Origin of the sequence: Paenibacillus marchantiophytorum (assembly GCF_014640555.1) — a bacterium.
Taxonomy (GTDB): Bacteria; Bacillota; Bacilli; order Paenibacillales; family NBRC-103111; genus Paenibacillus_E; species Paenibacillus_E marchantiophytorum.
In genome coordinates, this window is the sequence record NZ_BMHE01000009.1 from 94,725 (window position 1) to 116,647 (window position 21,923).

The 21,923-nt window shown below is 48.8% G+C and carries 23 protein-coding genes and 1 other annotated feature; of the genes, 11 read left to right on the plus strand and 12 right to left on the minus strand.

From position 1 onward, the window contains the following. The first annotated feature begins 71 nt into the window (after positions 1-71). The 6 genes from urtB to gerQ all read left to right on the plus strand — a co-directional run bounded on the left by urtB (position 72) and on the right by gerQ (position 5,188). Positions 72-977, plus strand: a complete 906-nt coding sequence (gene urtB, locus IEY34_RS11515; protein WP_189011520.1) for an urea ABC transporter permease subunit UrtB — start codon at positions 72-74, stop codon at positions 975-977. Between the two features lie 19 nt (positions 978-996). Beyond that, entirely contained in the window at positions 997-2,073 is a 1,077-nt protein-coding gene (gene urtC / locus IEY34_RS11520; RefSeq protein ID WP_189011521.1) for an urea ABC transporter permease subunit UrtC, read from the plus strand. 46 nt (positions 2,074-2,119) lie between these two features. Then, positions 2,120-2,911: an urea ABC transporter ATP-binding protein UrtD gene (gene urtD / locus IEY34_RS11525; protein WP_189011524.1), complete on the plus strand. Its 792-nt coding sequence runs from the start codon at positions 2,120-2,122 to the stop codon at positions 2,909-2,911. Further along, positions 2,904-3,599, plus strand: coding sequence for an urea ABC transporter ATP-binding subunit UrtE (urtE, locus tag IEY34_RS11530; RefSeq protein WP_189011526.1), 696 nt, complete (start codon positions 2,904-2,906; stop codon positions 3,597-3,599). Before urtD ends, urtE begins: the two co-directional genes overlap by 8 nt. Before the next feature lie 222 nt (positions 3,600-3,821). Beyond that, positions 3,822-4,511, plus strand: a complete 690-nt coding sequence (locus IEY34_RS11535) for a response regulator transcription factor (protein ID WP_189011528.1) — start codon at positions 3,822-3,824, stop codon at positions 4,509-4,511. Positions 4,512-4,732: 221 nt separating this feature from the next. Beyond that, positions 4,733-5,188, plus strand: a complete 456-nt coding sequence (gene gerQ, locus IEY34_RS36730; RefSeq protein ID WP_229757590.1) for a spore coat protein GerQ — start codon at positions 4,733-4,735, stop codon at positions 5,186-5,188. Positions 5,189-5,238: 50 nt separating this feature from the next. On the opposite strand, the gene IEY34_RS11545 is transcribed toward gerQ, so the two are convergent. After that, complete coding sequence (locus IEY34_RS11545; protein ID WP_189011530.1) at positions 5,239-5,532, minus strand: hypothetical protein; 294 nt, start codon at positions 5,530-5,532, stop codon at positions 5,239-5,241. A gap of 156 nt (positions 5,533-5,688) precedes the next feature. On the opposite strand from IEY34_RS11545, the gene IEY34_RS11550 reads away from it, so the two are divergent. Next, positions 5,689-6,672 (plus strand): metal-dependent hydrolase, encoded by a 984-nt coding sequence (locus tag IEY34_RS11550; protein ID WP_189011532.1) that lies wholly within the window; start codon positions 5,689-5,691, stop codon positions 6,670-6,672. A gap of 49 nt (positions 6,673-6,721) precedes the next feature. Here the strand turns inward: IEY34_RS11550 and IEY34_RS11555 are convergent, their stop codons facing one another. The 3 genes from IEY34_RS11555 to IEY34_RS11565 form a co-directional block, all read right to left on the minus strand. Then, entirely contained in the window at positions 6,722-7,582 is an 861-nt protein-coding gene (locus IEY34_RS11555; RefSeq protein WP_189011534.1) for an RNA polymerase sigma-70 factor, read from the minus strand. Positions 7,583-7,635: 53 nt separating this feature from the next. Then, a complete protein-coding gene (locus tag IEY34_RS11560; protein WP_189011536.1) occupies positions 7,636-8,820 on the minus strand; it encodes an NAD(P)/FAD-dependent oxidoreductase in 1,185 nt (394 codons plus the stop codon). A gap of 138 nt (positions 8,821-8,958) precedes the next feature. Then, positions 8,959-9,192 carry an alpha/beta-type small acid-soluble spore protein gene (locus IEY34_RS11565; protein ID WP_079409854.1) on the minus strand — a complete coding sequence of 78 codons (234 nt, stop codon included), beginning with the start codon at positions 9,190-9,192 and terminating at the stop codon, positions 8,959-8,961. A gap of 153 nt (positions 9,193-9,345) precedes the next feature. Between IEY34_RS11565 and IEY34_RS11570 the strand changes: the two genes are divergently transcribed. Continuing rightward, entirely contained in the window at positions 9,346-9,528 is a 183-nt protein-coding gene (locus IEY34_RS11570) for a DUF5325 family protein (protein WP_189011538.1), read from the plus strand. A 69-nt stretch (positions 9,529-9,597) separates the two neighbouring features. Here the strand turns inward: IEY34_RS11570 and trpS are convergent, their stop codons facing one another. Next, positions 9,598-10,578, minus strand: a complete 981-nt coding sequence (gene trpS, locus IEY34_RS11575; protein ID WP_189011540.1) for a tryptophan--tRNA ligase — start codon at positions 10,576-10,578, stop codon at positions 9,598-9,600. Between the two features lie 46 nt (positions 10,579-10,624). Next, positions 10,625-10,893: a binding site (T-box leader), on the minus strand. 287 nt (positions 10,894-11,180) lie between these two features. Here trpS and IEY34_RS11580 point away from each other — a divergent pair. Next, positions 11,181-12,251: a permease gene (locus tag IEY34_RS11580; protein ID WP_229757606.1), complete on the plus strand. Its 1,071-nt coding sequence runs from the start codon at positions 11,181-11,183 to the stop codon at positions 12,249-12,251. A 462-nt stretch (positions 12,252-12,713) separates the two neighbouring features. On the opposite strand, the gene ilvD is transcribed toward IEY34_RS11580, so the two are convergent. From ilvD to IEY34_RS11610, 6 genes are all read right to left on the minus strand, one after another. Beyond that, a complete protein-coding gene (gene ilvD, locus IEY34_RS11585; protein ID WP_189011542.1) occupies positions 12,714-14,399 on the minus strand; it encodes a dihydroxy-acid dehydratase in 1,686 nt (561 codons plus the stop codon). Between the two features lie 123 nt (positions 14,400-14,522). Further along, complete coding sequence (locus tag IEY34_RS11590) at positions 14,523-15,509, minus strand: ABC transporter permease (RefSeq protein WP_189011544.1); 987 nt, start codon at positions 15,507-15,509, stop codon at positions 14,523-14,525. Position 15,510: 1 nt separating this feature from the next. Beyond that, positions 15,511-17,022, minus strand: coding sequence for a sugar ABC transporter ATP-binding protein (locus IEY34_RS11595; protein ID WP_189011546.1), 1,512 nt, complete (start codon positions 17,020-17,022; stop codon positions 15,511-15,513). Positions 17,023-17,091: 69 nt separating this feature from the next. Then, entirely contained in the window at positions 17,092-18,189 is a 1,098-nt protein-coding gene (locus IEY34_RS11600) for a sugar ABC transporter substrate-binding protein (protein WP_189011548.1), read from the minus strand. 164 nt (positions 18,190-18,353) lie between these two features. Continuing rightward, a complete protein-coding gene (gene rnhA, locus IEY34_RS11605; RefSeq protein ID WP_189011550.1) occupies positions 18,354-19,001 on the minus strand; it encodes a ribonuclease H in 648 nt (215 codons plus the stop codon). Next, the gene (locus IEY34_RS11610) at positions 18,988-19,500 is read right to left on the minus strand and encodes a hypothetical protein (RefSeq protein WP_189011553.1); all 513 of its coding nucleotides are present in this window, start codon (positions 19,498-19,500) and stop codon (positions 18,988-18,990) included. The genes rnhA and IEY34_RS11610 overlap by 14 nt, the downstream gene beginning before the upstream one ends. 161 nt (positions 19,501-19,661) lie before the next feature. On the opposite strand from IEY34_RS11610, the gene IEY34_RS11615 reads away from it, so the two are divergent. After that, the gene (locus IEY34_RS11615) at positions 19,662-19,901 is read left to right on the plus strand and encodes an alpha/beta-type small acid-soluble spore protein (RefSeq protein ID WP_189011554.1); all 240 of its coding nucleotides are present in this window, start codon (positions 19,662-19,664) and stop codon (positions 19,899-19,901) included. A gap of 77 nt (positions 19,902-19,978) precedes the next feature. Here the strand turns inward: IEY34_RS11615 and IEY34_RS11620 are convergent, their stop codons facing one another. After that, a complete protein-coding gene (locus tag IEY34_RS11620; protein WP_189011556.1) occupies positions 19,979-20,347 on the minus strand; it encodes an O-methyltransferase in 369 nt (122 codons plus the stop codon). Between the two features lie 292 nt (positions 20,348-20,639). Here IEY34_RS11620 and IEY34_RS11625 point away from each other — a divergent pair, with 292 nt between their 5' ends. Continuing rightward, positions 20,640-21,890 carry a methyl-accepting chemotaxis protein gene (locus IEY34_RS11625; protein WP_308423008.1) on the plus strand — a complete coding sequence of 417 codons (1,251 nt, stop codon included), beginning with the start codon at positions 20,640-20,642 and terminating at the stop codon, positions 21,888-21,890. Positions 21,891-21,923 lie beyond the last annotated feature (33 nt).

The window sequence follows — 21,923 nt, forward strand, 5'->3', positions numbered from 1 at the left end:
TTGGAGCCAGGACTGCCTTGCGGCAGTCCTGGATTTCATCATTTACTCGGGCTTCACTGGGGAGGATTGTTATGAGTCTGCTGCTTCTTCAACTGTTCAACGGCTTAAGTCTTAGTTCCATTCTGCTCCTGATTGCCATCGGTCTCGCGATTACCTTCGGTCTTATGAATGTGATGAATATGGCGCACGGCGAATTTATTATGATCGGCGCCTATATGGCTTATCTGGTTCAACAATGGTTTCAGAAAATGCTGCCAGCCTCCGCTTTCGGGTGGTACTTCATTATTTCTCTGGGTGTCGCCTTTGCCGTAGCCTTCTGCATCGGCTGGCTGCTCGAGGTTTGCTTGATCCGCTTCATGTATGGAAGACCGCTGGATAGCTTGCTTGCAACCTGGGGCGTGAGCCTTGCGCTGCAGCAGCTCGCGCGCACCATCTTTGGCGCGCCGAACGTAGCGGTTAAAGCGCCGGAATGGCTGGAAGGCGGGTGGCATGTAACAGCCGACCTTATTCTTCCTTACAAGCGACTCTTCATCATCGCCTTAGTGGCGCTTTGCATTCTCATTATTTATATGTATCTCTATCACTCCGCAGGCGGTAGACGAATGAGAGCTGTCATGCAGAATCGTGAAATGGCCGCTTGTTTGGGCATATCCACACGCCGAGTAGACGCTCAGTCATTCGCCTTCGGTTCGGCCATGGCTGGCATTGCAGGATGTGCTTTAACGCTGTTGGGACCGATTGGCCCGACCATTGGCACTTATTATATTGTTGATGCTTTCATGGTTGTTGTGCTTGGCGGTATTGGCAAGCTCATCGGAACCGTAGCAGGAGCATTAGGCATTGGCGTTTTCAATACAGCCTTGGAATACACCACGAGCGCTACGCTCGGCAAAGTGCTAGTCTTCACGCTGATTATCGCCTTCTTGCAATGGAAACCGATGGGACTTGTAACGATCCGTTCCAGATCCTTAGATTAAGAAAGGATGTGCCGCCTCCATGCTCTTAGCCGGACAATCCAAACTCAAACTTATCGTGTATACCGTTTTCTTGATTGCTATCGCACTAGCCCCACTCTTCTTGTCTGAGTTCCGTCTCTCACTGCTCGGCAAATTTCTCGCTTATGCCATTATTGCCATGGGCATTGATCTCATTTGGGGATACACAGGCATTCTAAGTCTCGGACATGGCGTTTACTTCGGACTAGGCGCCTATTGCATGGCTATGCATCTGAAGCTGGCTGCTACACCTGACCAACTGCCGGACTTCATGTCCTGGAGCGGTGTCGAAAGCTTGCCTTGGTTCTGGGTCCCCTTTCACAATGCGGGAGCGGCATTCCTGCTCGCCCTCATCGTACCGATGATTGTCGCCTTTATCTTAGGCTATTTCACTTTCCGAAATCGGATCAAGGGCGCCTTTTTCTCCATTCTGTCCCAAGCGCTCGTCATCATTACGGTCACTTTGTTCGTCGGTCAACAAGGGTATACCGGAGGGACGAATGGACTCACGAATTTCAGCACGTTCCTTGGCTTAGATTTGCAAGCACAATCCACAAAACTGTTATTTTTCTATCTCACACTTGCCATCGTTGCTCTCGTCCTGATCCTGTGCAGCATCCTTGTCACCAGCCGCCTAGGCAACATCCTGACTGCCATTCGCGATGGAGAGAATCGCGTACGCTTCATCGGCTATAACCCGGTCACGTATAAAGTATTTATTTACTGCGCATCTGCCGGATTAGCCGGCCTTGCCGGCGTGCTCTTCGTCCTCCAGGAAGGGATTATCTCCCCTGCGCAAATGGGCATCGTTCCCTCCATCGAGATGGTGTTGTGGGTTGCTATCGGTGGGCGCTCTACGATCGGAGGCGCTGTTCTCGGAGCGCTGGTCACCAATGCAGCGAAAACTACATTCAGTGAAGCTTATCCCGCATGGTGGCCGATTATGTTAGGAGCCATGTTCATTATTGTCGTACTTTTGCTGCCCAAAGGCATTGTGGGAACGATCACCCACTACACATCCAATTGGAAAAAGCCCGTGCTTCCCAAGCCGATCTCTTCCTCGCAAGAAGTCAGCTAGCCCTGTAAAATCAACGTTTTCTGAACAATGAAGGAGGAAATTCCCCATGCTAGGACAATTAGCGAAGCATGAACCTGCAGCCAGCGAGAAGATCCTGAGCGTAAAAGGACTTGAGGTCAGCTTTGATGGTTTCAAAGCCTTACGGAACCTGGACTTTTCCTTGCAATACGGAGAACTGCGGTTCCTCATCGGACCGAATGGAGCAGGAAAAACAACGCTCCTGGATGTCATTTGCGGGAAAGTGAAACCTTCACACGGCCATGTTTATTTCAAAGATGCCATTGATTTAACGAAGCATCAAGAGCATCAAATCGCTCAGCTCGGCATCGGGCGTAAATTTCAGACGCCTTCTGTCTTCTCGACCCTCACCGTTTTCGAAAATTTGGCCCTATCCATGAAGCAAAAACGCGGTCTTCTCAGCGCGTTATGGGCGAAGACTACGAGTGAGCAACTGGATCGATTGCATCTCAGACTTGGGATGATTGGTTTGCACAACAAGAGCAAGGAGCGCGCAGGCTCCCTCTCACACGGAGAGAAGCAATGGCTTGAAATCGGTATGCTGCTGATGCAAGAGCCTGATCTGCTCCTGCTCGATGAACCGGCTGCCGGAATGACAGACAGTGAAACTGAGAAAACAGGCGAGCTGCTGCACGAAATCGCGGCCACTCAGACCATCATCGTTGTCGAGCATGATATGGAGTTCGTTCGGCAGTTCGCCAGAACCGTTACTGTGCTGCATGAAGGTACTGTCCTGCGGGAAGGCACCATGCAAGAAATCCAGCATGATGACAAGGTTGCGGAAGTGTATCTGGGAAGGAGAGTGGAGCGCGGTGTTTAAACTTCAAAAGTTGGAAGCCGGTTACGGCGAAAGCATGGTTGTGCGGGGCGTCAATCTCCAGGTAAAGCCTGGGCAAATCGTCTGTCTCATGGGACGTAATGGCGTAGGGAAGTCTACGCTGATGAAGACGATCATGGGGCTCATTAAGCCTAAGTCTGGCACAATTTCCTACAATGAACGGGATATCACAGCGTCCCCCCCGGATCGGCGAGCCAAGGCGGGGATCGGCTACGTACCGCAAGGACGTGAAATCTTCCCTCAGCTTAGTGTAGAAGAAAACCTCCTGCTCGGCCTAGAAGCTGCAACCGATGGCCGAAAAAAATTGCCTGACTCCCTCTTCGAGACGTTTCCCGTACTTGCACAGATGCTTCATCGCAAAGGAGGCGACCTCAGCGGTGGACAGCAGCAGCAATTAGCCATCGCACGCGCTCTTGCCCCCGGTCCTAAGCTGCTGCTGCTCGATGAACCGATGGAAGGCATTCAACCCTCCATTGTGATGGAAATTGAGGCGATCATTGCGTCCATTAAGCGAAATCGTGAAATCGCCGTACTGCTCGTGGAACAAAGCTTGGAATTCGCAACCAGCATCGCCGACTATTATTATGTCTTGGATCGGGGTACCATTGCTGCAGAAGGCCAGGCCGAGCATCTAAGTGAAGATCAAGTCCGGAAGCATTTGACTGTATGATTTTGGTAGTTATGACCCATCCTATACGAAGAAGCTGGAATACTTGACCTAGGCAGTAGGTATCAAGTACCCCCCAGTTTCTTTTTTTCTGCAAAATGACCTATTTATTAGCATAACACTGGACGTCACAAAATGGATAATGATAACATGACTATAGAAAACAATTATTGCGTCCGGCATATCGAGGACCAAGCCTTTTGAAGGAAAGGGAGGGGAACGTTTATGTCTAAAGTTTTAATCATTGAAGATGATTTAAGCATTGGTGAAATGATGTCCATTTATTTGTACGAAGAAGGTTATCAAGTCATGCGGGCAGAAACTGGCCGCCAAGGTGAAACCCTATTCCGTGACTTTGAGCCTGATGTCATCGTGCTGGACATTATGTTGCCTGATGTGGATGGTATTCAGCTATGTACGCACTTTCGATCCGCCTCGATGATTCCTATTCTTATGGTTTCTGCGAAAAGCGAAGTTTCCGACCGTGTTAGAGGCTTGCAGACCGGCGCTGACGATTATTTATGCAAACCTTTCTCAATGAGAGAACTAGCGGCACGCCTACAAGCTCTACTGCGCCGTTCCCATGTCTTTGTGCCGCCAACGGCTCAGACGGAGGAATCACCTGACCCCATTGTCCATTTGGATTTCGAGAAACGATGTCTGTTTGTCCAAAATAAATTGATCGAAACGACCTTCTCTGAATTCGAAATTATGAAGCTGTTGTGGCAAAATCAAGGACGCGTATACAGCCGCGAGGAACTTCTGAACCGGGTTCGTGGCTTCGATTCTTATGTAACGGAACGTGCTATCGATGTCCACATCGCCAACCTTCGCAAAAAAATAGAAATAGACCCCAAAGAACCGAAGTACATCAAGACAGTCTGGGGAGTCGGCTATAAATTTTTATTCTCCTGAGCCTCTTCTGAGGCTTTTTTGTTTGCCAAAAAATGCTGAAAAACAGTCACCATATAGGCAAACGCACAATATGATGATTATGGAAAATGACCTTGCTGAAGCTGGCCGTTTCAAAAAGCTAAAATCGCGGCGCACAAGGTTCTAGGAAAAGCATAGTTTCGCATATCTAAGAAGATCAGAAGAAAGCTTTCACAAGGAAAGCTTAAGGAGGATTTACTTTTATGTTGAATAACCCTTTCAAGATCGGCAACCAAGCCAACCCGCAAGCGCAGTACGGGTATCCCTACCCTGCCTATCCGGTTCCCACGACGATTACGAACAAAGTCGTACCGCAAACACCCAATGGCTCATTCCTGCAGCCAACTGGCAATCCTGGACCCGCAGGCGTGAACCCTCCCGGGCTTCTTCCTTTGGAAGAATCCTACATCGAAAACATACTTCGGCTGAACTTAGGCAAAATTGCTACCATCTACATGACCTACGAGAACAATTCCGAATGGAATGCCAAGATTTTCAAGGGCAAACTAGAAGCTGCAGGACGTGATCATATCATCATCAGCGATCCAGCGACAGGCATGCGCTACTTACTGCTTATGGTTAATCTAGACTACATTACATTCGACCAGGAGCTTCAATACTTCTATCCATACGCGGGCGGCGCTGGCCCACAAAGATAATCGCACTAGGATTAAACCGCTTGCTCGCTTGCTGAGCAGCGGTTTTTTCGCTATGTGCTCGGAACCTCTGCGAAATGCCACATATGCAATTTGCGCAAACCGCCTTCTACCCAGTCCTCCCACGCTGGCTGCGTGCCTATTTCCACATCTTGGAGTCGTTCCTGCTTGAATTGGGTATACTCTTCATAGGTGACGTCATGCCAAATTTCTACATAAAGCCCCTCTTGGTCCGTTCCCTCCAATAGCTCCAAACGCCCTTCCCTCTGCCGCCATTGCTGCATATAGATGAGAAATGACTCCCGAAAAGCCGATTTTATGGCATACTCTACAAAAACTTTAGACATTTTTAGATCTCCCTCCGATTTATTTTTTGCTCTAAAATGGTAAACTAATAAGAAGACGGAAAAAGTGGTTTCAACGGAAGCCCATTTTCCAACCGTACTATCAGCCTTGTTTACGAGAATTGTTTTCCTATGGAAAACGCTTAGGAGGAAACCAAGTTGGACACAGGAACTCACCTAGTTATTGGTTTAGGGTTAGCAGGACTGTCGCAAATTGATCCTAGCGTTTCGGCGGATTCAGCAGCCACTACAGCGGTCTTCATCGGAACGGTCATTGGCTCACAGATTCCGGATGTGGACGGGCTGCTTCGTTTCAAAGGAAACGCCACGTACATTCGCAATCATCGCGGTCGCTCGCACTCTTTACCGGCGCTATTGCTTTGGACGCTGCTTATTACCGGAGCACTCGCGCTATTCTTCCACGGAGTCCCGCTGCTGCACCTTGGGATGTGGGTAGGCATCGCAGTCTGCTTTCACGTTTTCACCGATTGTTTCAACACATATGGGACACAAGCGATACGGCCTTTTTCAGAAAAGTGGGTGTCGTGGAACATTATTCACATATTTGACCCTTTTATCTTTTCAAGCCATATCGCGGCGATCTTCATGTGGTCCTTTCACATTGCAAGTCCCAAGCTGGTATTCCCGTCGTTGTACGGAGTCCTTGCCCTCTATTATATATGGCGTTCACTTGATCATTACATTGTTGAAAAAGGGCTTTACCGCAAAGATCCAACCCATCAGCCCGGAGATAAATACACGCTTATTGTAACATTCAACCTGTATGTATGGAATGTTGTGAAACGGAGGACGGATGGCACCTATCAGTTGGGTGAACTCAAAAACGCAAAGCTTAGATGGATTGATACCGTCAAATGTGAAGATCATCCAGCAATCGAAGCGTCCAAGCAGCATGAGGACATTCAAGCACTCCTCTACTTCTCATCCTTCACCTGCGCCGAGGTCAAAGAGCATCGTTGGGGCTACGAAGTCAGATGGGCGGATGTCCGTTATCGCCACCGCAAGCAATATCCTTTCGTCGGCGTCATACTGATGGATCACAACTATCAAACGTTGGATTCGTATGTCGGTTGGGTGAATGATACCCGACTGGAGAAGAAACTGCGTGTCGATCTCTACTAGCGGGCAAACAAAAAAGAAGCAGCAGGCCATCAGGTCTGTTGCTTCTTTCTTAGCGTAACAACCTCAATTTATCTGGATTTCGGATGAGATACACATGACGAATCCGCTCCCGTTCTACATGGAGAAGAATAATTGAGTCGATACCAGCCTCAGTGCGAATCAGCAGTGCTGCCTGCCCATTCACTTCCTTAAACTCCGCTTGAATAGCTTCATCGCTTTGCGCGAACTTGTTCTTAATCCCAATAAGAAAACGCGCAACACGCATACTCGTTTCTACCGGTTGAATGGCCGCTGTCACTTTACCGCCTCCATCCGAGAACAACACAACATCCTCAGAGAGCAGAGATAACAACGTATCCAGATTGCCCTGCTCAAGGGCTGACATGAAGCGGCCAACCCATTCTCCTGCCTCAGCCATCGCTGAGACTGTCTCTTCCTCGGTAATCCCCATCTTCGCTTTGGCGCGGCTCATCAGTTTGCGGCAGTTCGTTTCGCTGAGATCGAGGAGACCTGCTATGGTCGGGTAATCGAACATAAGTGCTTCTCGCAGTACAAAGACAGCCCTCTCCCGAGGCGACAAACGTTCCAGCATCACTAACATCGCATAAGACAACAAATCGTTGCGCACAACAGATTCCAATGCATCTTCATCCGATGTAGGGATTGGCTCCGGCAGCCAAGGCCCAACATAATGACGCCGCTGGCGTTTGGCCGATCGGAGTTGATCCAGACTACGGTTGGTTACCATACGGCAGAGATAAGCCTTGGGATGCTCAACCGTATCCAGATGAACATCATAAGCCTTAACGAAGACATCCTGAACAGCATCCTCCGCGTCTGCCGATGAGCCCAAAAGCTGATAAGCAAGTGTAAATAACAGAGGTTTATATTGCGCATAAAAAGTATCCATGATCGAGTCCTTTCATCAAATGGAGTACTAGGCATGCCAGCTCGCCTACCTAACTATTGTAACAAACTCGCTTGATCCCAGGTGAACTTTCGCACTTTCCAACCAAGTTTGCCCGTAATCATGAGATCCAAGCCCCATTTGCGGGTCCACACCATGCCCCGCCCTGGGCCTAAGCCAATACAGAAAAAATCCATGAACGAAGCATGCTCAGGCGCTCGCGTCCCTTCGAGGTCAGCGCTAATGACCTTAGCCAAGCGCGCAGCCTGCGCGGTCGCTTCCTTGCAAGTCAACCGATCCGCTTGCCCTGTCGTAGGATCGATGATGAGAGCGCAGTCGCCAATCGCGTAGATGCCGACTGTTCCCTGAACCCGATAGCATGCATCCACGATCAATTGCCCCTCCTTGGTAGTGGCTAGGCCTAGCGTGCGCAGAATTGGATTCGGCAGCAACCCAAGCGTCCAAATGGATAGACCTACAGCAAGCTGCTCCCCATTCGACAGAGTTAACCTGCCGTCCTTCTCATATAGCGCTTTGAAGCCGTGCCGCACGATTACACCCGCATTCCTGAGTATGTGTTCAATCTTCCGCCCCACCTTAGCAGGTCCCTCATGAAAAAGCCGCTCTTGCGCATTCAAAAGATACACTTTCACCGCTGACGGGTCCAGCCCCTGTTCCTTTGCCTCTTGCTTCATCGTGTACACCAATTCGGCAGCAGCCTCTATTCCGCTTATCCCTGCACCTGCTACAGCTACGCTGAGATGGCGTTCACGTTCCTTCTCATCCTGACAATGAATAGCTTTCTGCAAATTCGTTCTCCACTGGACACGAATCTGTTCCGCCGTCTGCAGATTCGTCAACGCAATCCCTCCCAGATCAGGATCTGTCTGCCGAACTATGCTGCCAACCGTGATAACAAGCTGATCGTAATTCTGCGAACACGCAATACCTTTCGCACTGGTGTAATGGAGCTGCTTGCTCTCGCTATCCACCTTCGTTACCGTCCCTTGAATGAATTCGACTCCTTCCGGAAATAGATCCGTCAAAGGAATCGTAATATTCTCGCCTCCAGCAGCCGGTTTGAATAACAGCACTTTACGAAGGTGATAAGATTCTTTATCGATTAAAAGAATACGGAGTTTCTTACCGGTTGGTTTCCCTTGAAATCCTTTGAGCAATGCTTTAATCGTATGAATGCCAGCATAGCCGCCACCTACAATAACACACGTTTGTTCACGCATATAATCAGCTCCTTAATTACGAATTACCCATGTAACGACAGAGCTGCCTGTTTTGTGACACATAAAAAACCCAGAGGATTGCTCCTCTAGGTTTTATTTCACCATATTCGGTAAAAGCTATGAACGAAATCAGGTTGCCTAGCTGCGGAAGCCGGATTGACCTGCTAGCGTTTGTTCGGCGATTTGTACCAACCGGCGAGTAATGTGTCCACCGATTGCTCCGGTGTCACGAGTTGCCATATAGCCATAGTAACCGTCTTGAGGAATTTGGATGCCCAGTTCTTGAGCCACCTCATACTTCAATTGATCTAAAGCTTGGTTGGCTTGTGGAACTACCAGCGTATTGCTGTTGCGAGATTGTCCTGTACCCATAAGGATCAGACTCCTTTCAGTCAGCTATGATCTTTGATGTATTTGCAAGCTTGCAAAGATAGTATGTGGAGAAAATGAACTTATATGCATAGCGCTGAAAAAAGTTTAAAATAAGAAGATATGTTTCAATCTTCTAGAAAGTAGGTCACATTCATGAGCAAACCTCTCGCGCTTCTGTTCGCTGTAGTCGGCACGCTTCTGCTCGCCGGTATCAGCTTATTTATCGCCCTTCGTCAGCCTTGGCTGGTGCTTCTCTGCTGCATCGTCTCTTTGGGATTCATCGGATACGGCTTTGCAGTCAAAGCCAAAATTCGCAAAAGAAATAGTCGGCCTTAAACGCAGAAAACCCTTCACCCCATAATCGGAGTGGAGGGTTTTTCGTCACTTCTAGTTCTGCCACCTAAGCTAAACAACAAATCCCATCCGCTTCTTCACTTCAAGCAGCGTTTGATCAGCCACTTCGGCTGCTTCCTGGGCACCTTTTTTCAAAATATCAAAAATCTCACCCGACTTGCGGATTTCATGGTAACGCTGCTGAATCGGCTCTAGGACGGCTACTACTTGCTCCGCCAAATCCTTTTTGAAAGGACCATAACCTTGGCCGTCGTACTTAGCCTCAATCTCAGCCACACTCATATCTGCAAAGTGGGAGTAGATCGAGATCAAGTTACTAACCTCAGGCTTGTTCTGAGGATCATATTTCACTTCGCGCCCGGAATCCGTTACCGCACGGCTCAGCTTCTTGCGAATGACAGACGGCTCATCGAGCATTCCAATGAAGCTGCCTGCATTCGGACTGCTTTTGCTCATCTTCTTGGACGCGTCGTCCAAGGACATGATTCTCGCGCCAATCTCCGGCGTATACGGCTGCGGCATCACGAACATTTCGCCGAAACGATGGTTGAAACGGTTCGCCAAATCACGCGTCAGCTCCAGATGCTGCTTTTGATCGTCACCGACCGGGATCAGGTCTGCATTGTACAGAAGGATGTCGGCAGCCATCAAAGAAGGATAAGTGAACAAGCCTGCGCCTACGGATTCTTTGCCTTCGGACTTATCTTTGAACTGCGTCATGCGCTCCAGTTCACCCATATTCGTTAAAGTCGTCATAATCCAGCCAAGTTCCGCATGCGCATGCACGTGGGATTGCAGGAAAATGGACGCCTTATTCGGGTCAAGCCCCGCTGCAATATACAGCGCAGCAGCGGATTCCGTCTGCTCCTTCAAAGCCGCAGGATCCTGCGGAACCGTAATCGCATGCATGTCGACCACCATAAAATAGCAGCGGTGCAAATGCTGCAGCTTAACATAATTGCGAAGTGCGCCAATATAATTACCAATCGTCAGCTGGCCGCTGGATTGCATGCCGGATAAAACTCGTTTCATCTGAAAAACCCTCCTCATTTTGGAAAACGCAAAAAGGCCTCTCCCCGCAAGGGACGAGAGACCGTGGTACCACCCTAATTTGTCTGTGAACATAGCAACGTTCTAAGACCTTCAGGCTCTGATAACGGAGAGCTACCGTTTGGCATACTTAGTCAGTTGCAGATCGTTCACCGGCCTAGGTTCCGGCAACCTACATACTGTGTTCAGCCTCAAGCTCAAGGATCCATTCGATTTGCGCGTTCCACCGGTTCACACCAACCACCGGCTCTCTGAGAAACGGGAGACAAATTTACTTGTTCCTATCATCGCTTATTGATTTTCTATTATTATACACCTTGACTTCCTAATGTCAACCAAGGACATTGTCCTATCTGGCACAACCTGTACATAGGATAGATCATACAATCTATGGACAAAGGGGTGTCGACGAATTGTCATCAACTCTATATCGATGGAGCCTACCGATCTCCACGATGATATGCGCACTGCTGCTCTTCCTAATCATCACAACAAGAGAGCTGCCGCCAATGGGCTTGGTCATGTTTCAAGGAAAGCAGGTTTTCACAGCGTTTCTGGATATTTTCCTGGATGCTTTACCGTTCATGATTCTGGGTGTCTTATTATCCACCGTCGTCGAAAACTTCATCCCGGAAGGCTTCATCCGCAAAATGACCCCCAAACATCCCATCGGAGGCATCCTATTTGCCTGTGTTCTAGGGATCATGTTCCCACTTTGCGAATGCGGTATGATTCCTTTCGTGCGTCGTCTGATGCAAAAAGGAATGCCCGTGTACATCGCCGTCATCTTCATCCTGGTCGGGCCGATCCTCAATCCGATCGTCTTTGCTTCGACCTTCATGGCCTTCCGCGGTGATCCAGCTATGGCTTACTCACGCATGGGACTAACCTTTGGCGTCGCCTTGGTCGTTGGACTTTTTTTGACGCGCTTCCTGAGGAGCAATCCGCTTCGCCACCCTATTCAAATCCAATCGAATGCTGGTGATGCTCATAGGCGCACGCATGTGCATAAGCATGATGATGGCCACCGTGACCATCATCATCAGCATCATGGCCACCACCATGACCACGACCACGATCATCAACATCAGCATCATGGCCATCACCATGACGACAACCACGATCATCAACATCAGCATCATGGCCACCACCATGACGACGACCACGATCATCAACATCAGCATCATGGCCACCACCAAGTCCGCGAACACCACGGCCATCACGACCATCACGACCACGCGCACGGCGGTCGAGCCATGACAATACTAAGCCACGGTACGACGGAACTGCTCGAAATGAGCAAATACTTGATGCTAGGCGCGTTCCTAACCGCCTTGATTCAAACCTTCGTAGCGCAGGACAGCCTTTCGAGCATTGGCCAAGGAGCTTTCATCTCTCATGTCTTCATGATGGGCTTTGCCTACATGCTTTCACTGTGCTCCACGACCGACGCCTTCGTGGCTGTCTCCTTTGCCAAAACATTCTCTCCAGGCTCCCTGCTCGCTTTCCTAGTCTTCGGCCCCATGATTGACGTCAAAAGCACCTTGATGCTGTTATCCATCTTTAAAGCGCGTTTCGTTCTCACCCTATCCATACTCGTTGCCGTTACCGTCTTGACTGGCTCCTTGCTATTTATGCATTTCTCTTTAACCTAATCAAGCAAAAGCCAATCAACTAAAATACCGTAACCTCCTGCGGAAAGGAACTATAATCCTCTATTTGTCTCAAAAGCGGATATTTGCAGTCGAAAGGGAAGTAGGATCCCTTATTTCACCTCTACAGGTACAAAATCCACCAAATTAGACAAATTAGCGTACCCTAGTTCCGCCTGACTAGCCAAATGTCTGCTTTTACTAAAAATAAGGGAACATAGTTCCCTTTCGTGGGTTAATGTAAGTCAGGGGGAGTCGGAGCAGGTCGGGAGGTCAGCTAGTTGAGGCAGTCGGGGCAGTTGGGCAGCGAAGATAGTTCAGCCAGTTGACGCATCGGGGCAGGTCCGGCTGGTCAGGTAGCGAGGCTCCCTTCATCCCCACCAAGCAAGAGGGAAGCCTCGCTCCCTCAAATCGAAAAAAAGGAGCTCGCAACCATCGCGAGACTCCTTTTTTTCGAACCAATGATTAAAATTTCAAGATAGCGCCTGCGCTAGCATTCGTTACCATTTTAGTATAACGCGCCAAATATCCAGTTTGGATCTTCGGTTCGAAATCTTTCCAACCCTCGCGACGCTTCGCAAACTCTTCGTCGCTGATTTGCAGCTCGATTTTGCGGCCATCCATGTCCACATCAATGATGTCGCCATCTTCTACGAAAGCCAGAGGTCCACCCTCAGCTGCTTCCGGTGACATATGCCCGATGGAGATACCGCGGGATGCGCCGGAGAAACGTCCGTCTGTGATCAAAGCGACTTTCGCGCCCAGACCCATACCGACGATTTGGGACGTTGGAGCCAACATTTCCGGCATACCAGGTCCACCCTTAGGGCCTTCGTAGCGGATAACGACAACATGGCCTTCTTTGACTTTACCGTTCGCAATTCCGTACAACGCTTCGTCTTGGGAGTTGAAGCAAATCGCAGGACCTACGTGACGTCCGCCAACGGATTTATCCACGGCGCCAACTTTAACGATACTGCCTTCTGGAGCCAGGTTGCCGAAAAGAACAGCCAAACCGCCGCGCTCGCTATGCGGATCCGACAGAGGACGGATAACGTCCGTATTCTGAATTTCGCATCCAGCGACATTTTCGCGGAGTGTTTGCGCCGTTACAGACAAGCAATCACCGTTGAAAGCGCCCGGTTTTTTCAATAATTCATTGATAACCGCGCTCACACCGCCTGCCAAATGCACATCTTCGATATGGTAATCGGAAGCCGGAGCAATTTTCGCAAGATGAGGCACGCGTTCTGCTACTTCGTTAATACGGGAAATCGGGTAATCCACGCCAGCTTCGTGTGCAATAGCAAGGGTATGAAGAACCGTGTTCGTGGAACCGCCCATCGCCATATCCAGAGCAAAAGCATTATCGATCGCATCAATCGTAACGATGTCACGCGGCTTGATGTCTTTCTCGATCAGCACCATCAATTGTTTCGCACAGTCTTTAACGAATTGCTTGCGCTCTTCAGCAACAGCAAGAATCGTACCGTTGCCAGGCATAGCCAGTCCAAGACCTTCAGCCAAACAGTTCATGGAGTTCGCCGTGAACATACCGGAACAAGATCCGCAAGTCGGACAGCCATATTGCTCAAGCTCTTCCAAACCAGCCTCGTCCAATTTCCCCGCTTGGAAAGCTCCAACGCCTTCGAATACGGAGGAAAGGGAAATGGATTTACCGTTTTTATCTTTACCGGCTTTCATCGGTCCACCGCTGACTAACATCGTTGGGATGTTGACGCGAAGAGCCCCCATGATCATACCCGGTGTAATTTTATCACAGTTAGGGATACAAATAAGTCCATCGAACCAGTGCGCATTTACGACCGTTTCCAGGGAATCGGCAATAATTTCACGGCTTGGCAAAGAATAACGCATTCCGATATGCCCCATGGCAATCCCGTCATCTACCCCGATTGTGTTGAATTCGAAAGGCACGCCGCCAGCTTCACGGATCGCTTCTTTCACAATTTTGCCGAACTCTTGCAAGTGAACATGTCCTGGAATAATGTCTATATAAGAGTTGCAAACGGCAATAAACGGCTTGCCGAAATCTTCCTCTTTAACGCCGGCTGCACGCAGCAAACTGCGATGCGGAGCGCGGTCGAAACCTTTTTTAATCATGTCGCTGCGCTGTTTTGGATGAGCCATACTCAATTCCTCCTAGAATTCTTTTCGTTTGAGACAACAATGAATCTATCATACCACACTTTTCGGCAAAATTCTGCCTTTAGTGTGTTGACGCGTCAATGTGTTAGGAATTGATAGAAAACCCTAAGCTTTCTTGCGGTTCAAATGGACAAAAGTAATGGCCAAAGCGAGCACCAGGACGCCACCTTTGACAATATCGAAGCCAAAATAAGGAACATTCAGCATCGTCAAACCGTTGAGCAGGATACCAATAAGAACAGCCCCGAAGAACGTACCGATCACATTCGGCTTCCCGGCGCCAAGCACGGAATACCCGACGAACACGGAGGCAACAGCTTCCATCAAGAGCGGCGCCCCCGCGTCAATCTGTCCGGAACCTACCCGAGAAGCATATAGAATGCCACCGAATGCAGCAAATATACCGGATAATACGTAAGCGGCCATACGAATTTTGTTCACGGAAATACCAGACAAGCGAGCCGCTTCACGATTGCCGCCTGTCATGTACAATTGTCTGCCCCAGCGCGTATAGGTCAGGAAAATATGAACAGCGATAACTGCTACGAGCATGAGAATAACCGGCACTGGCACGCCAAGAAACTTGCCTTGTCCGATCCAGAGAAACTCAGGCGTGAATTTCCCCTTGGCCACCGTTCCATCTTGGAATCTCATATTGTTATAGATGGAGAAGCCTTTGGTGTAGGTTTTTTGGACACCGCCGATGATGTACATAACAGCTAGCGTTGCCAGCAGATCCGGTATCCGAATCTTGACGATCAACAGTGCATTCAAAAGTCCAATCACAGCCCCAATGATTAGAGGCACGATAATAACGATAATCAAAGGCTGTTGGTACCACACCATCAAAGCTGCCGCACCCACCGTTGACATGGAAACCGTCGAACCTACGGACAAATCAAAGCCGTCTACAATCTGAGATAACGTAACCCCAATGGCGACGAACATAACAATCGAAATCGACCGCAAAATGTCAGCGATATTGTCATAGGTCATAAAATTTTCATTAATAATGGAAAAAACAACGATGACCAAAGCAATAATGAACAACGCGCCGTATTTAAAGGAAAAATCCAAGCTTTTTTCTTTCATGTTATTCGGCCTCCCCCGCACTTGCATACGTTAAAATGAGGTCCTGCGTCGCTTCCTCGCGGGAGAGCTCTTTCACGACAGAACCATAGCTCATCACTAGAATGCGATCAGCAATTCCTATAATTTCATTGAGTTCACACGACAAGTAAATAATGCCTTTGCCTTCTGCAGCCAGTTGTCCGATGAGGCGGAAAATATCGCTTTTGGCGCCTACATCAACGCCTTTGGTCGGCTCATCGAACATATAGACATCCGCATTCGTCGGCAGCCATTTGCCTACCGCAACCTTCTGCTGGTTGCCTCCGCTGAGATGCTTGACGACGCGATTCGGATCGCCGGGCTGCACGCCGAGCTGCGACACCATCTTAGTCGCGTGCTCACTTTCCTCGCGCTGCCGCACGAAGCCCAGCGAGCTCAGCTTGCGCAGTATGGGAAGCGACAAATTGCGCTTCACGGTCTCCTCCACGAGGACGCCCTGCTTGCGGCGCTCCTCGGGCACGAGCGCGATGCCCGCCCGCACGGCATCGTCCGGCTGGCGCAGCGCGAGCTTGCGGCCGCCGAGCCACACCTCGCCGCCGTCCGCGGCGTCGGCGCCGAAGATCAGCCGGCTCAGCTCCGTCTTGCCGGCGCCGACCAACCCCACGACGCCGAGGATTTCACCTCGGCGGAGGGCAAAGCTGACGCCGCGCACCTTCGTGCCGCGGCGCAGGCCCTTCACCTCGAGGAGCGTTTCGCCAATGGGCACATTGGCTTTGGGAAACTCCTCGGTGAAGGTCTTGCCCAGCATCGCCTCGATAACGCCGGCGATGTCCATCGAAGCGGCCGCCTGCGTGAGCACCTGGCGGCCGTCGCGCATGATCGTGATCCGGTCCGACACCCGGAACACTTCTTGCAAGCGGTGGGAGATGAAGATAATCCCCACTCCCTCTTGCTTGAGGCTGTCCATAATCTGGAACAGCCGCTCCGATTCCTCCAGACTGAGTGGGGCTGTCGGCTCATCGAAGATCATGATCTTCGCCTTGTGCGCCATCGCTCTGGCAATCAAAACAAGCTGCTTCTGCGAAATACTCAGCTCATCCACCTTGCGACGCACAGAGAACGTCGCCCCGATCTTGGCAAGGATCGCTTCGGCTTCGCTATGCAGCTTGCGCCAACTGATCCAGGCTCCCCCTTGAACCATTCGATCCATCATCACATTCTCGGTAACCGTAAGTTCAGGAACTAGTGCTGTATCTACTTCCTGATAGACGCAATAGACGCCATGAGCCATAGCTTCCTTAGGTGTTTGAATCGATTGTGCCTTACCGCTTATCGCAATCTGACCGACGTCGCAGGTATAAGCACCGGACAAGATTTTCATCAATGTGCTCTTCCCAGCGCCATTCGCACCCAGCAAGGCATGAATTTCACCCGCATGCAGATCAAAATCAACCTCCTGCAGCGCCTTCACACCCGCAAATGATTTGGAGATGCCACTCATCTGTAATAAAGCTGCACGATCCTTCATCGACATCCGCCTTCACCTCTTTCGGCAATCTGAAAGTCCCATCGCAGATTAGGCGATGGGACCCCAGGGTTCCTCTTATTTTTTTTCTGCTGCTTTCAACCAATCCGTGTAGCCTTGTTGGCTTCCGCCCCAGCCTTTTACGAATTCGCTTAGCTGCGTTGTATTCACTTGCTTGTCCTTAGGAAGTTGGTCTCTGGAAACGTACACGGGATCCAGAACGACTTTATCAGGGGTTTGATCGCCATGCAGCTTTTGGTACAGGTAACGCACTTGAACGCGTCCGATATCTTTGGGATCAACAGCAGCAGATGCTACCCATGGGCTTTTTGGATCTTGCAGAAGCTGCAAGTCTTCATCACTCAAGTCGATGCCGTATACTTTAATCTCTGTACGGCCTGCTTGTTGAATCGCTCGGGATGCTCCTTTGGCGAACTCGTCCCAAGCTGCCCATACCGCTGTGATATCGCCTTTGTTCGGGTATTTCTTCAAAATAGCTTCCATTTGCGTTTGTGTATCCAACGCAGGATCTTTGGCTGTACCGAAAGCCGCTACTTCTTTGATATCCGGATATTTCTTCTGGAAAGCTTGGTAAGCTTCTTGTCTGCGCTCCATAGGAGCGAAGCCTGCTACCCATACTTTAACGATATTCCCTTTGCCGCCAGCATCTTTAGCCAGTTGCTCCAACGTGGTTTCAGCCATCTTTTTGTCGCCTTGCTCCAGGGAAGTTACACCTGGAACCGTCAGGATGGAGTCGAAGCTGACAACCGGAATTTTCTTCTCCAGCGCTTTCTTCACACCCGCTTCAAGCGCTTCTGCCGTACCATGGTCGATCAAGATGCCATCGAACTTCTGGTTAATTGCTGCATCCAGATTGGAAGCCATTTTGGCAAGATCCGTGTCCGCAACGAACACCGTTACTTTACCGCCAAGCTTCTCAACTTGCTCTTTCACGCCTTCCACATATTGAGAAGAAAAAGTGCCTGTATTAAATTGCATGATAAGTGCAATTTTCTTTCCGCTTAAATCAGCAGCAGCTTTCGCCGTTTCTGTCGCTTTCGCACTTGCCGCTGGCGATGCTGTAGCACTGCTGCTCTCTTTTTGTCCGCAGGCTGCAAGTAAACTTCCAAATACCGCCAAAATAACAAACAAACTAATCAATCTTGTTCTTTTCATGATTACCCTCCCGATCCATGCTCATCTCTATGTCCCACCCAATCTATCGGATTAATATACCGAGTTGATTAGTAGGAATTAACTTATATTAGCATCGGAAGGATATCTCGTCAATAGTTTTGGAGTGATCTTTGCTATTTTCGACGCTATTTTCCGACATTCTTCTACTTGCGTCCGAAGTCAGCCTTAATTTCTCCCCATTTCTTCGTATCCCATTTCACAATTTTATTTGCATAACGGTTGCTGTGCAGCCATTTCAAAGCGCGGTCAACAAGCGTCCAAATGTCTTCCGTGGATGAATCTCTAACCAGGTTTGTAGATACTTCTTTTTTCCGAATCCAGCTCAAAGCTGTCACCGAGTCCGTGTAAATCGTTTTATCGCTTCCTTGCTTCTGCAAATAAGCTAACCCATGGACGATCGCCAAAAACTCGCCTAAATTGTTCGTCCCCTTGGAAATAGGGCCTTGATAGAAAATGATTTCACCCGTTCTCGTATCAACCCCTTTGTACTCCACAATGCCTGGATTTCCGGAGCAGCCAACATCGACAGAAATACTGTCATAATCAACTTCCGGCGCAGTTTCAGGCGTAGCCGATTTGCTGGCTGAACTCCCTGCGCTGCTTCCTTTGCCCGAGAAATTCAGCGACTTCTGCCAGCCTTTTTCCAAAGCTTGACGAGCTTCCGCCTCCGATTCATAGGATTTAAATCTCGCCTGCGGATACCCTTTCGTCTGTGCCTGACAATCCGCCCAACTTTTATAAATACCTGGCTTATGTCCTACCCAAACCACATAAAATTTAACTGCCGCCATCTGATTCACTCCGTACTTGTTGATGTAATTGATCCACTAATCCCTCCACGACTTTTACCGTATCCGCCAGAAAGGGTCTGTAATCCAGGCCTTGAATAAATTGAAGATACGTTTCGCCAACAGCGAGCACTTGCTTCGTATAATCGATGCTCGAAATTAGGTGTGTTTCGAGCTCGCGGTAGGTGCCGTTCGTGCGTTCTTCAACCTCAATAAGTTCAACTTGCGCGTCTGCCAGATGATGCACAACAAACGAAAACCCTCTGCATTCGGGATCTCCGCAGCCGCACACAAAGAACGGCATCCGTTCCCATTGATCGGGAGGCGCAAACCGATTCGGAGCTGTATCGTGCAGTGCGCTATATAGGAAAGCCGGAAGCCCAACATCCACACAAAGCGGCTCTTCTACAAGAACACTGTCATCCACCGCCATAAGGACATCCGCTTGAATAATTTGCAAATCCTTATCGTGGGACCAGCCCTTTATGGAAACATCAAACATTATCCCCGCCTCCATCTCTTCCATGTACTCACTTTTCCTATTATAACAAAGACTGCCTCATTCTGCTTTCGGCATTCAATTGCATGGTGAAAATTCCCAATTAATTCGTGAGTATATTTTCGAAAAACGATTATACTACCTATTACTGGAGGTGATATCAGATGGCATCAGGACAATCTCGCAGCAGCAACTCCCTCGTTGTTCCTCAAGCTTCACAAGCTTTGGATCAATTGAAATATGAAGTTGCTCAAGAACTAGGTATCCAAATTCCTCAAGACGGCTACTATGGATACATGACTTCCCGTGACACAGGCTCCATTGGCGGAAGCATTACTCGTCGCCTCGTTCAAATTGCTGAACAGCAACTTGCAGGCGGTAGTGCTAACCGTAGCAGCAGATAACAGATTTTCTTATACTTACACAAAACAGCCCCAGTCATTCAACTGACTAGGGCTGTTTGCGATATGAGGTATAAGTGCTAAATCGTTCTTGCCATGTTCGCCATGTTATAGTTGCTTTCAAACATAATACTTGCCGATACCATGTTCTGTCTAATCGTAAAATCAAACAAAATTTCACCATGCGTCCAGCTTTTCTTCCGTTTCAAAGATTCAATCGCCATTTTGCGAAAAGATTGATACTGCAATTCCGTCAAACCTTTCATCGGAGTTGTTGGCAGTTCACCGTCTTTGCTCTCGAACGGCAGATGTTTGATACCAAACTTTCCAATTTCATTGTTGCGAATATGTACGAATACAGTCCCCGAGTTGACATGTGACAACTCCTCTTTAATCTGCCTAAACACCAAATCAATCTGCCGCGCTAATGGGATATGCTCCAAATTCATTACTTTCCTCCTTAAATTATTATTTTTTACTAAATGTGTAAATTATATGACTGTAGACCTATTATATCCATTCAAATTACACTTTTCAACAGGTTTTTTTCCAATTTTCAGCCAATTCCGGCTATTCTTTAGGTTATTTTTTTATAAATCCCAAATTTATCCTATAAAACAGACGATTATTGTCGAAATCATGTAGAATGTTTCCAAATTCAGTGTTATAATTTTCAAACATAACCCGCATTTTCCTGCATAAATAAACAAATTTCGCGAGGAGTCGGTCAGATTGGATAAAATGTCAACCCTATCGTTTAGAAAGAAGCTGCAGCTAGGTTGCTATGCACTGATTGGATTAAACTGTGTTTTCATGCTGATTCTAACGTTTGCATCGGATTGGAACCGCTTACTAGGAATTATTTTCCTGATTGTGATTCTTGCATTAAGTTATCCTTTCATTAGGTGGTTCGAGAACCAGCTAACAGAGCCTGTGGCCGATCTTTCCCGCATTGCGCTTAATATTTCCAAAGGTGACTTCTCTCAAAAAGTGACCATCACCTCCGATGATACACTCGGACAATTGGGGCAATCCTTCAACAAAATGATTGATAAGCTCCGCGATATTCTGAGAGATACAGGTTCTATTTCGAAGCAAGTCTTTCAAACCAGCCGCGATATTTATGTGAAAAATGAAAACTTTCGCACGGTCCTAGAGCAAGTAAGCATTTCGGCCCATGAGCTTGCCTCTGGTGCCGGACAAATCTCCGAGGAAGTATCCGGCGTTTCCATTACATCCAAAGACATTGAAGTGCGCATCGTCAACTACGCAAGCTCCGCCAAAGAAATGAAAGAGCGTTCAGATCAAATGATGACGCTGGTTGATAAAGGCCGCACATCTGTGGAAAGCCAGGGCGTTGGCATGAAGCGAAATGTAGAAGTCACGCAGCAAGTGTCTGATACAATCGACATGCTCGCCAAGCAAGCAGCAGGCATCTCGACGGTAACCCGATCGATTTCTGAAATTGCCGAACAAACGAATCTGTTGTCGCTCAATGCTTCCATCGAAGCGGCAAGAGCAGGCGAACACGGCCGCGGCTTTGCGGTGGTTGCTCAGGAAGTTCGCAAGCTTGCTGAGGAATCAACCTCCCTCACCCGTGAGGTATTCGGATTCGTCAAAAGCATTGAGCAAGGAATCCAAGAAGCGATTCGCAGCATTCAAGTCAATGAAGATGTTGTTAAGAAACAGACGGTTTTGATCGATCAAACCGAAATTGTTTTTGCAGAAATCGTTGGCAGCGTAGGCTTTATTTCTGAAGAGATTACCCGCTTCGCGGAAGAGAGCGAGCAGATGTTAGCCAGCTCCGGACAAATCGCTTCGGCAATGGAGAACATTTCGGCGATTACCGAGGAATCAGCAGCAGGCACACAGGAAGTGTCAGCTTCCATGAATGAGCAAATTGCCACGGTACAAGGCATTGTCTCCCAGGCTGAAGAAATGACCCGCGTCGTCACGCAACTGCAGCAAACGATTCAAGTTTTCAAATTATAAACCGTCTCCTCCAAACCATAAAAGGCTTTCCCT

What these genes read in the sequence shown, in the direction of transcription:
- urtB (WP_189011520.1), top strand. Translation starts at nt 72, where the DNA reads ATGAGTCTGCTGCTTCTTCAACTGTTCAACGGCTTAAGTCTTAGTTCC.
- urtC (WP_189011521.1), top strand. Translation starts at nt 997, where the DNA reads ATGCTCTTAGCCGGACAATCCAAACTCAAACTTATCGTGTATACCGTT.
- urtD (WP_189011524.1), top strand. Translation starts at nt 2,120, where the DNA reads ATGCTAGGACAATTAGCGAAGCATGAACCTGCAGCCAGCGAGAAGATC.
- IEY34_RS11535 (WP_189011528.1), top strand. Translation starts at nt 3,822, where the DNA reads ATGTCTAAAGTTTTAATCATTGAAGATGATTTAAGCATTGGTGAAATG.
- gerQ (WP_229757590.1), top strand. Translation starts at nt 4,733, where the DNA reads ATGTTGAATAACCCTTTCAAGATCGGCAACCAAGCCAACCCGCAAGCG.
- IEY34_RS11545 (WP_189011530.1), bottom strand. Translation starts at nt 5,532, where the DNA reads ATGTCTAAAGTTTTTGTAGAGTATGCCATAAAATCGGCTTTTCGGGAG.
- IEY34_RS11555 (WP_189011534.1), bottom strand. Translation starts at nt 7,582, where the DNA reads ATGGATACTTTTTATGCGCAATATAAACCTCTGTTATTTACACTTGCT.
- IEY34_RS11560 (WP_189011536.1), bottom strand. Translation starts at nt 8,820, where the DNA reads ATGCGTGAACAAACGTGTGTTATTGTAGGTGGCGGCTATGCTGGCATT.
- IEY34_RS11565 (WP_079409854.1), bottom strand. Translation starts at nt 9,192, where the DNA reads ATGGGTACAGGACAATCTCGCAACAGCAATACGCTGGTAGTTCCACAA.
- IEY34_RS11570 (WP_189011538.1), top strand. Translation starts at nt 9,346, where the DNA reads ATGAGCAAACCTCTCGCGCTTCTGTTCGCTGTAGTCGGCACGCTTCTG.
- trpS (WP_189011540.1), bottom strand. Translation starts at nt 10,578, where the DNA reads ATGAAACGAGTTTTATCCGGCATGCAATCCAGCGGCCAGCTGACGATT.
- IEY34_RS11580 (WP_229757606.1), top strand. Translation starts at nt 11,181, where the DNA reads ATGATTCTGGGTGTCTTATTATCCACCGTCGTCGAAAACTTCATCCCG.
- ilvD (WP_189011542.1), bottom strand. Translation starts at nt 14,399, where the DNA reads ATGGCTCATCCAAAACAGCGCAGCGACATGATTAAAAAAGGTTTCGAC.
- IEY34_RS11590 (WP_189011544.1), bottom strand. Translation starts at nt 15,509, where the DNA reads ATGAAAGAAAAAAGCTTGGATTTTTCCTTTAAATACGGCGCGTTGTTC.
- IEY34_RS11595 (WP_189011546.1), bottom strand. Translation starts at nt 17,022, where the DNA reads ATGTCGATGAAGGATCGTGCAGCTTTATTACAGATGAGTGGCATCTCC.
- IEY34_RS11600 (WP_189011548.1), bottom strand. Translation starts at nt 18,189, where the DNA reads ATGAAAAGAACAAGATTGATTAGTTTGTTTGTTATTTTGGCGGTATTT.
- rnhA (WP_189011550.1), bottom strand. Translation starts at nt 19,001, where the DNA reads ATGGCGGCAGTTAAATTTTATGTGGTTTGGGTAGGACATAAGCCAGGT.
- IEY34_RS11610 (WP_189011553.1), bottom strand. Translation starts at nt 19,500, where the DNA reads ATGTTTGATGTTTCCATAAAGGGCTGGTCCCACGATAAGGATTTGCAA.
- IEY34_RS11615 (WP_189011554.1), top strand. Translation starts at nt 19,662, where the DNA reads ATGGCATCAGGACAATCTCGCAGCAGCAACTCCCTCGTTGTTCCTCAA.
- IEY34_RS11620 (WP_189011556.1), bottom strand. Translation starts at nt 20,347, where the DNA reads ATGAATTTGGAGCATATCCCATTAGCGCGGCAGATTGATTTGGTGTTT.
- IEY34_RS11625 (WP_308423008.1), top strand. Translation starts at nt 20,640, where the DNA reads ATGTCAACCCTATCGTTTAGAAAGAAGCTGCAGCTAGGTTGCTATGCA.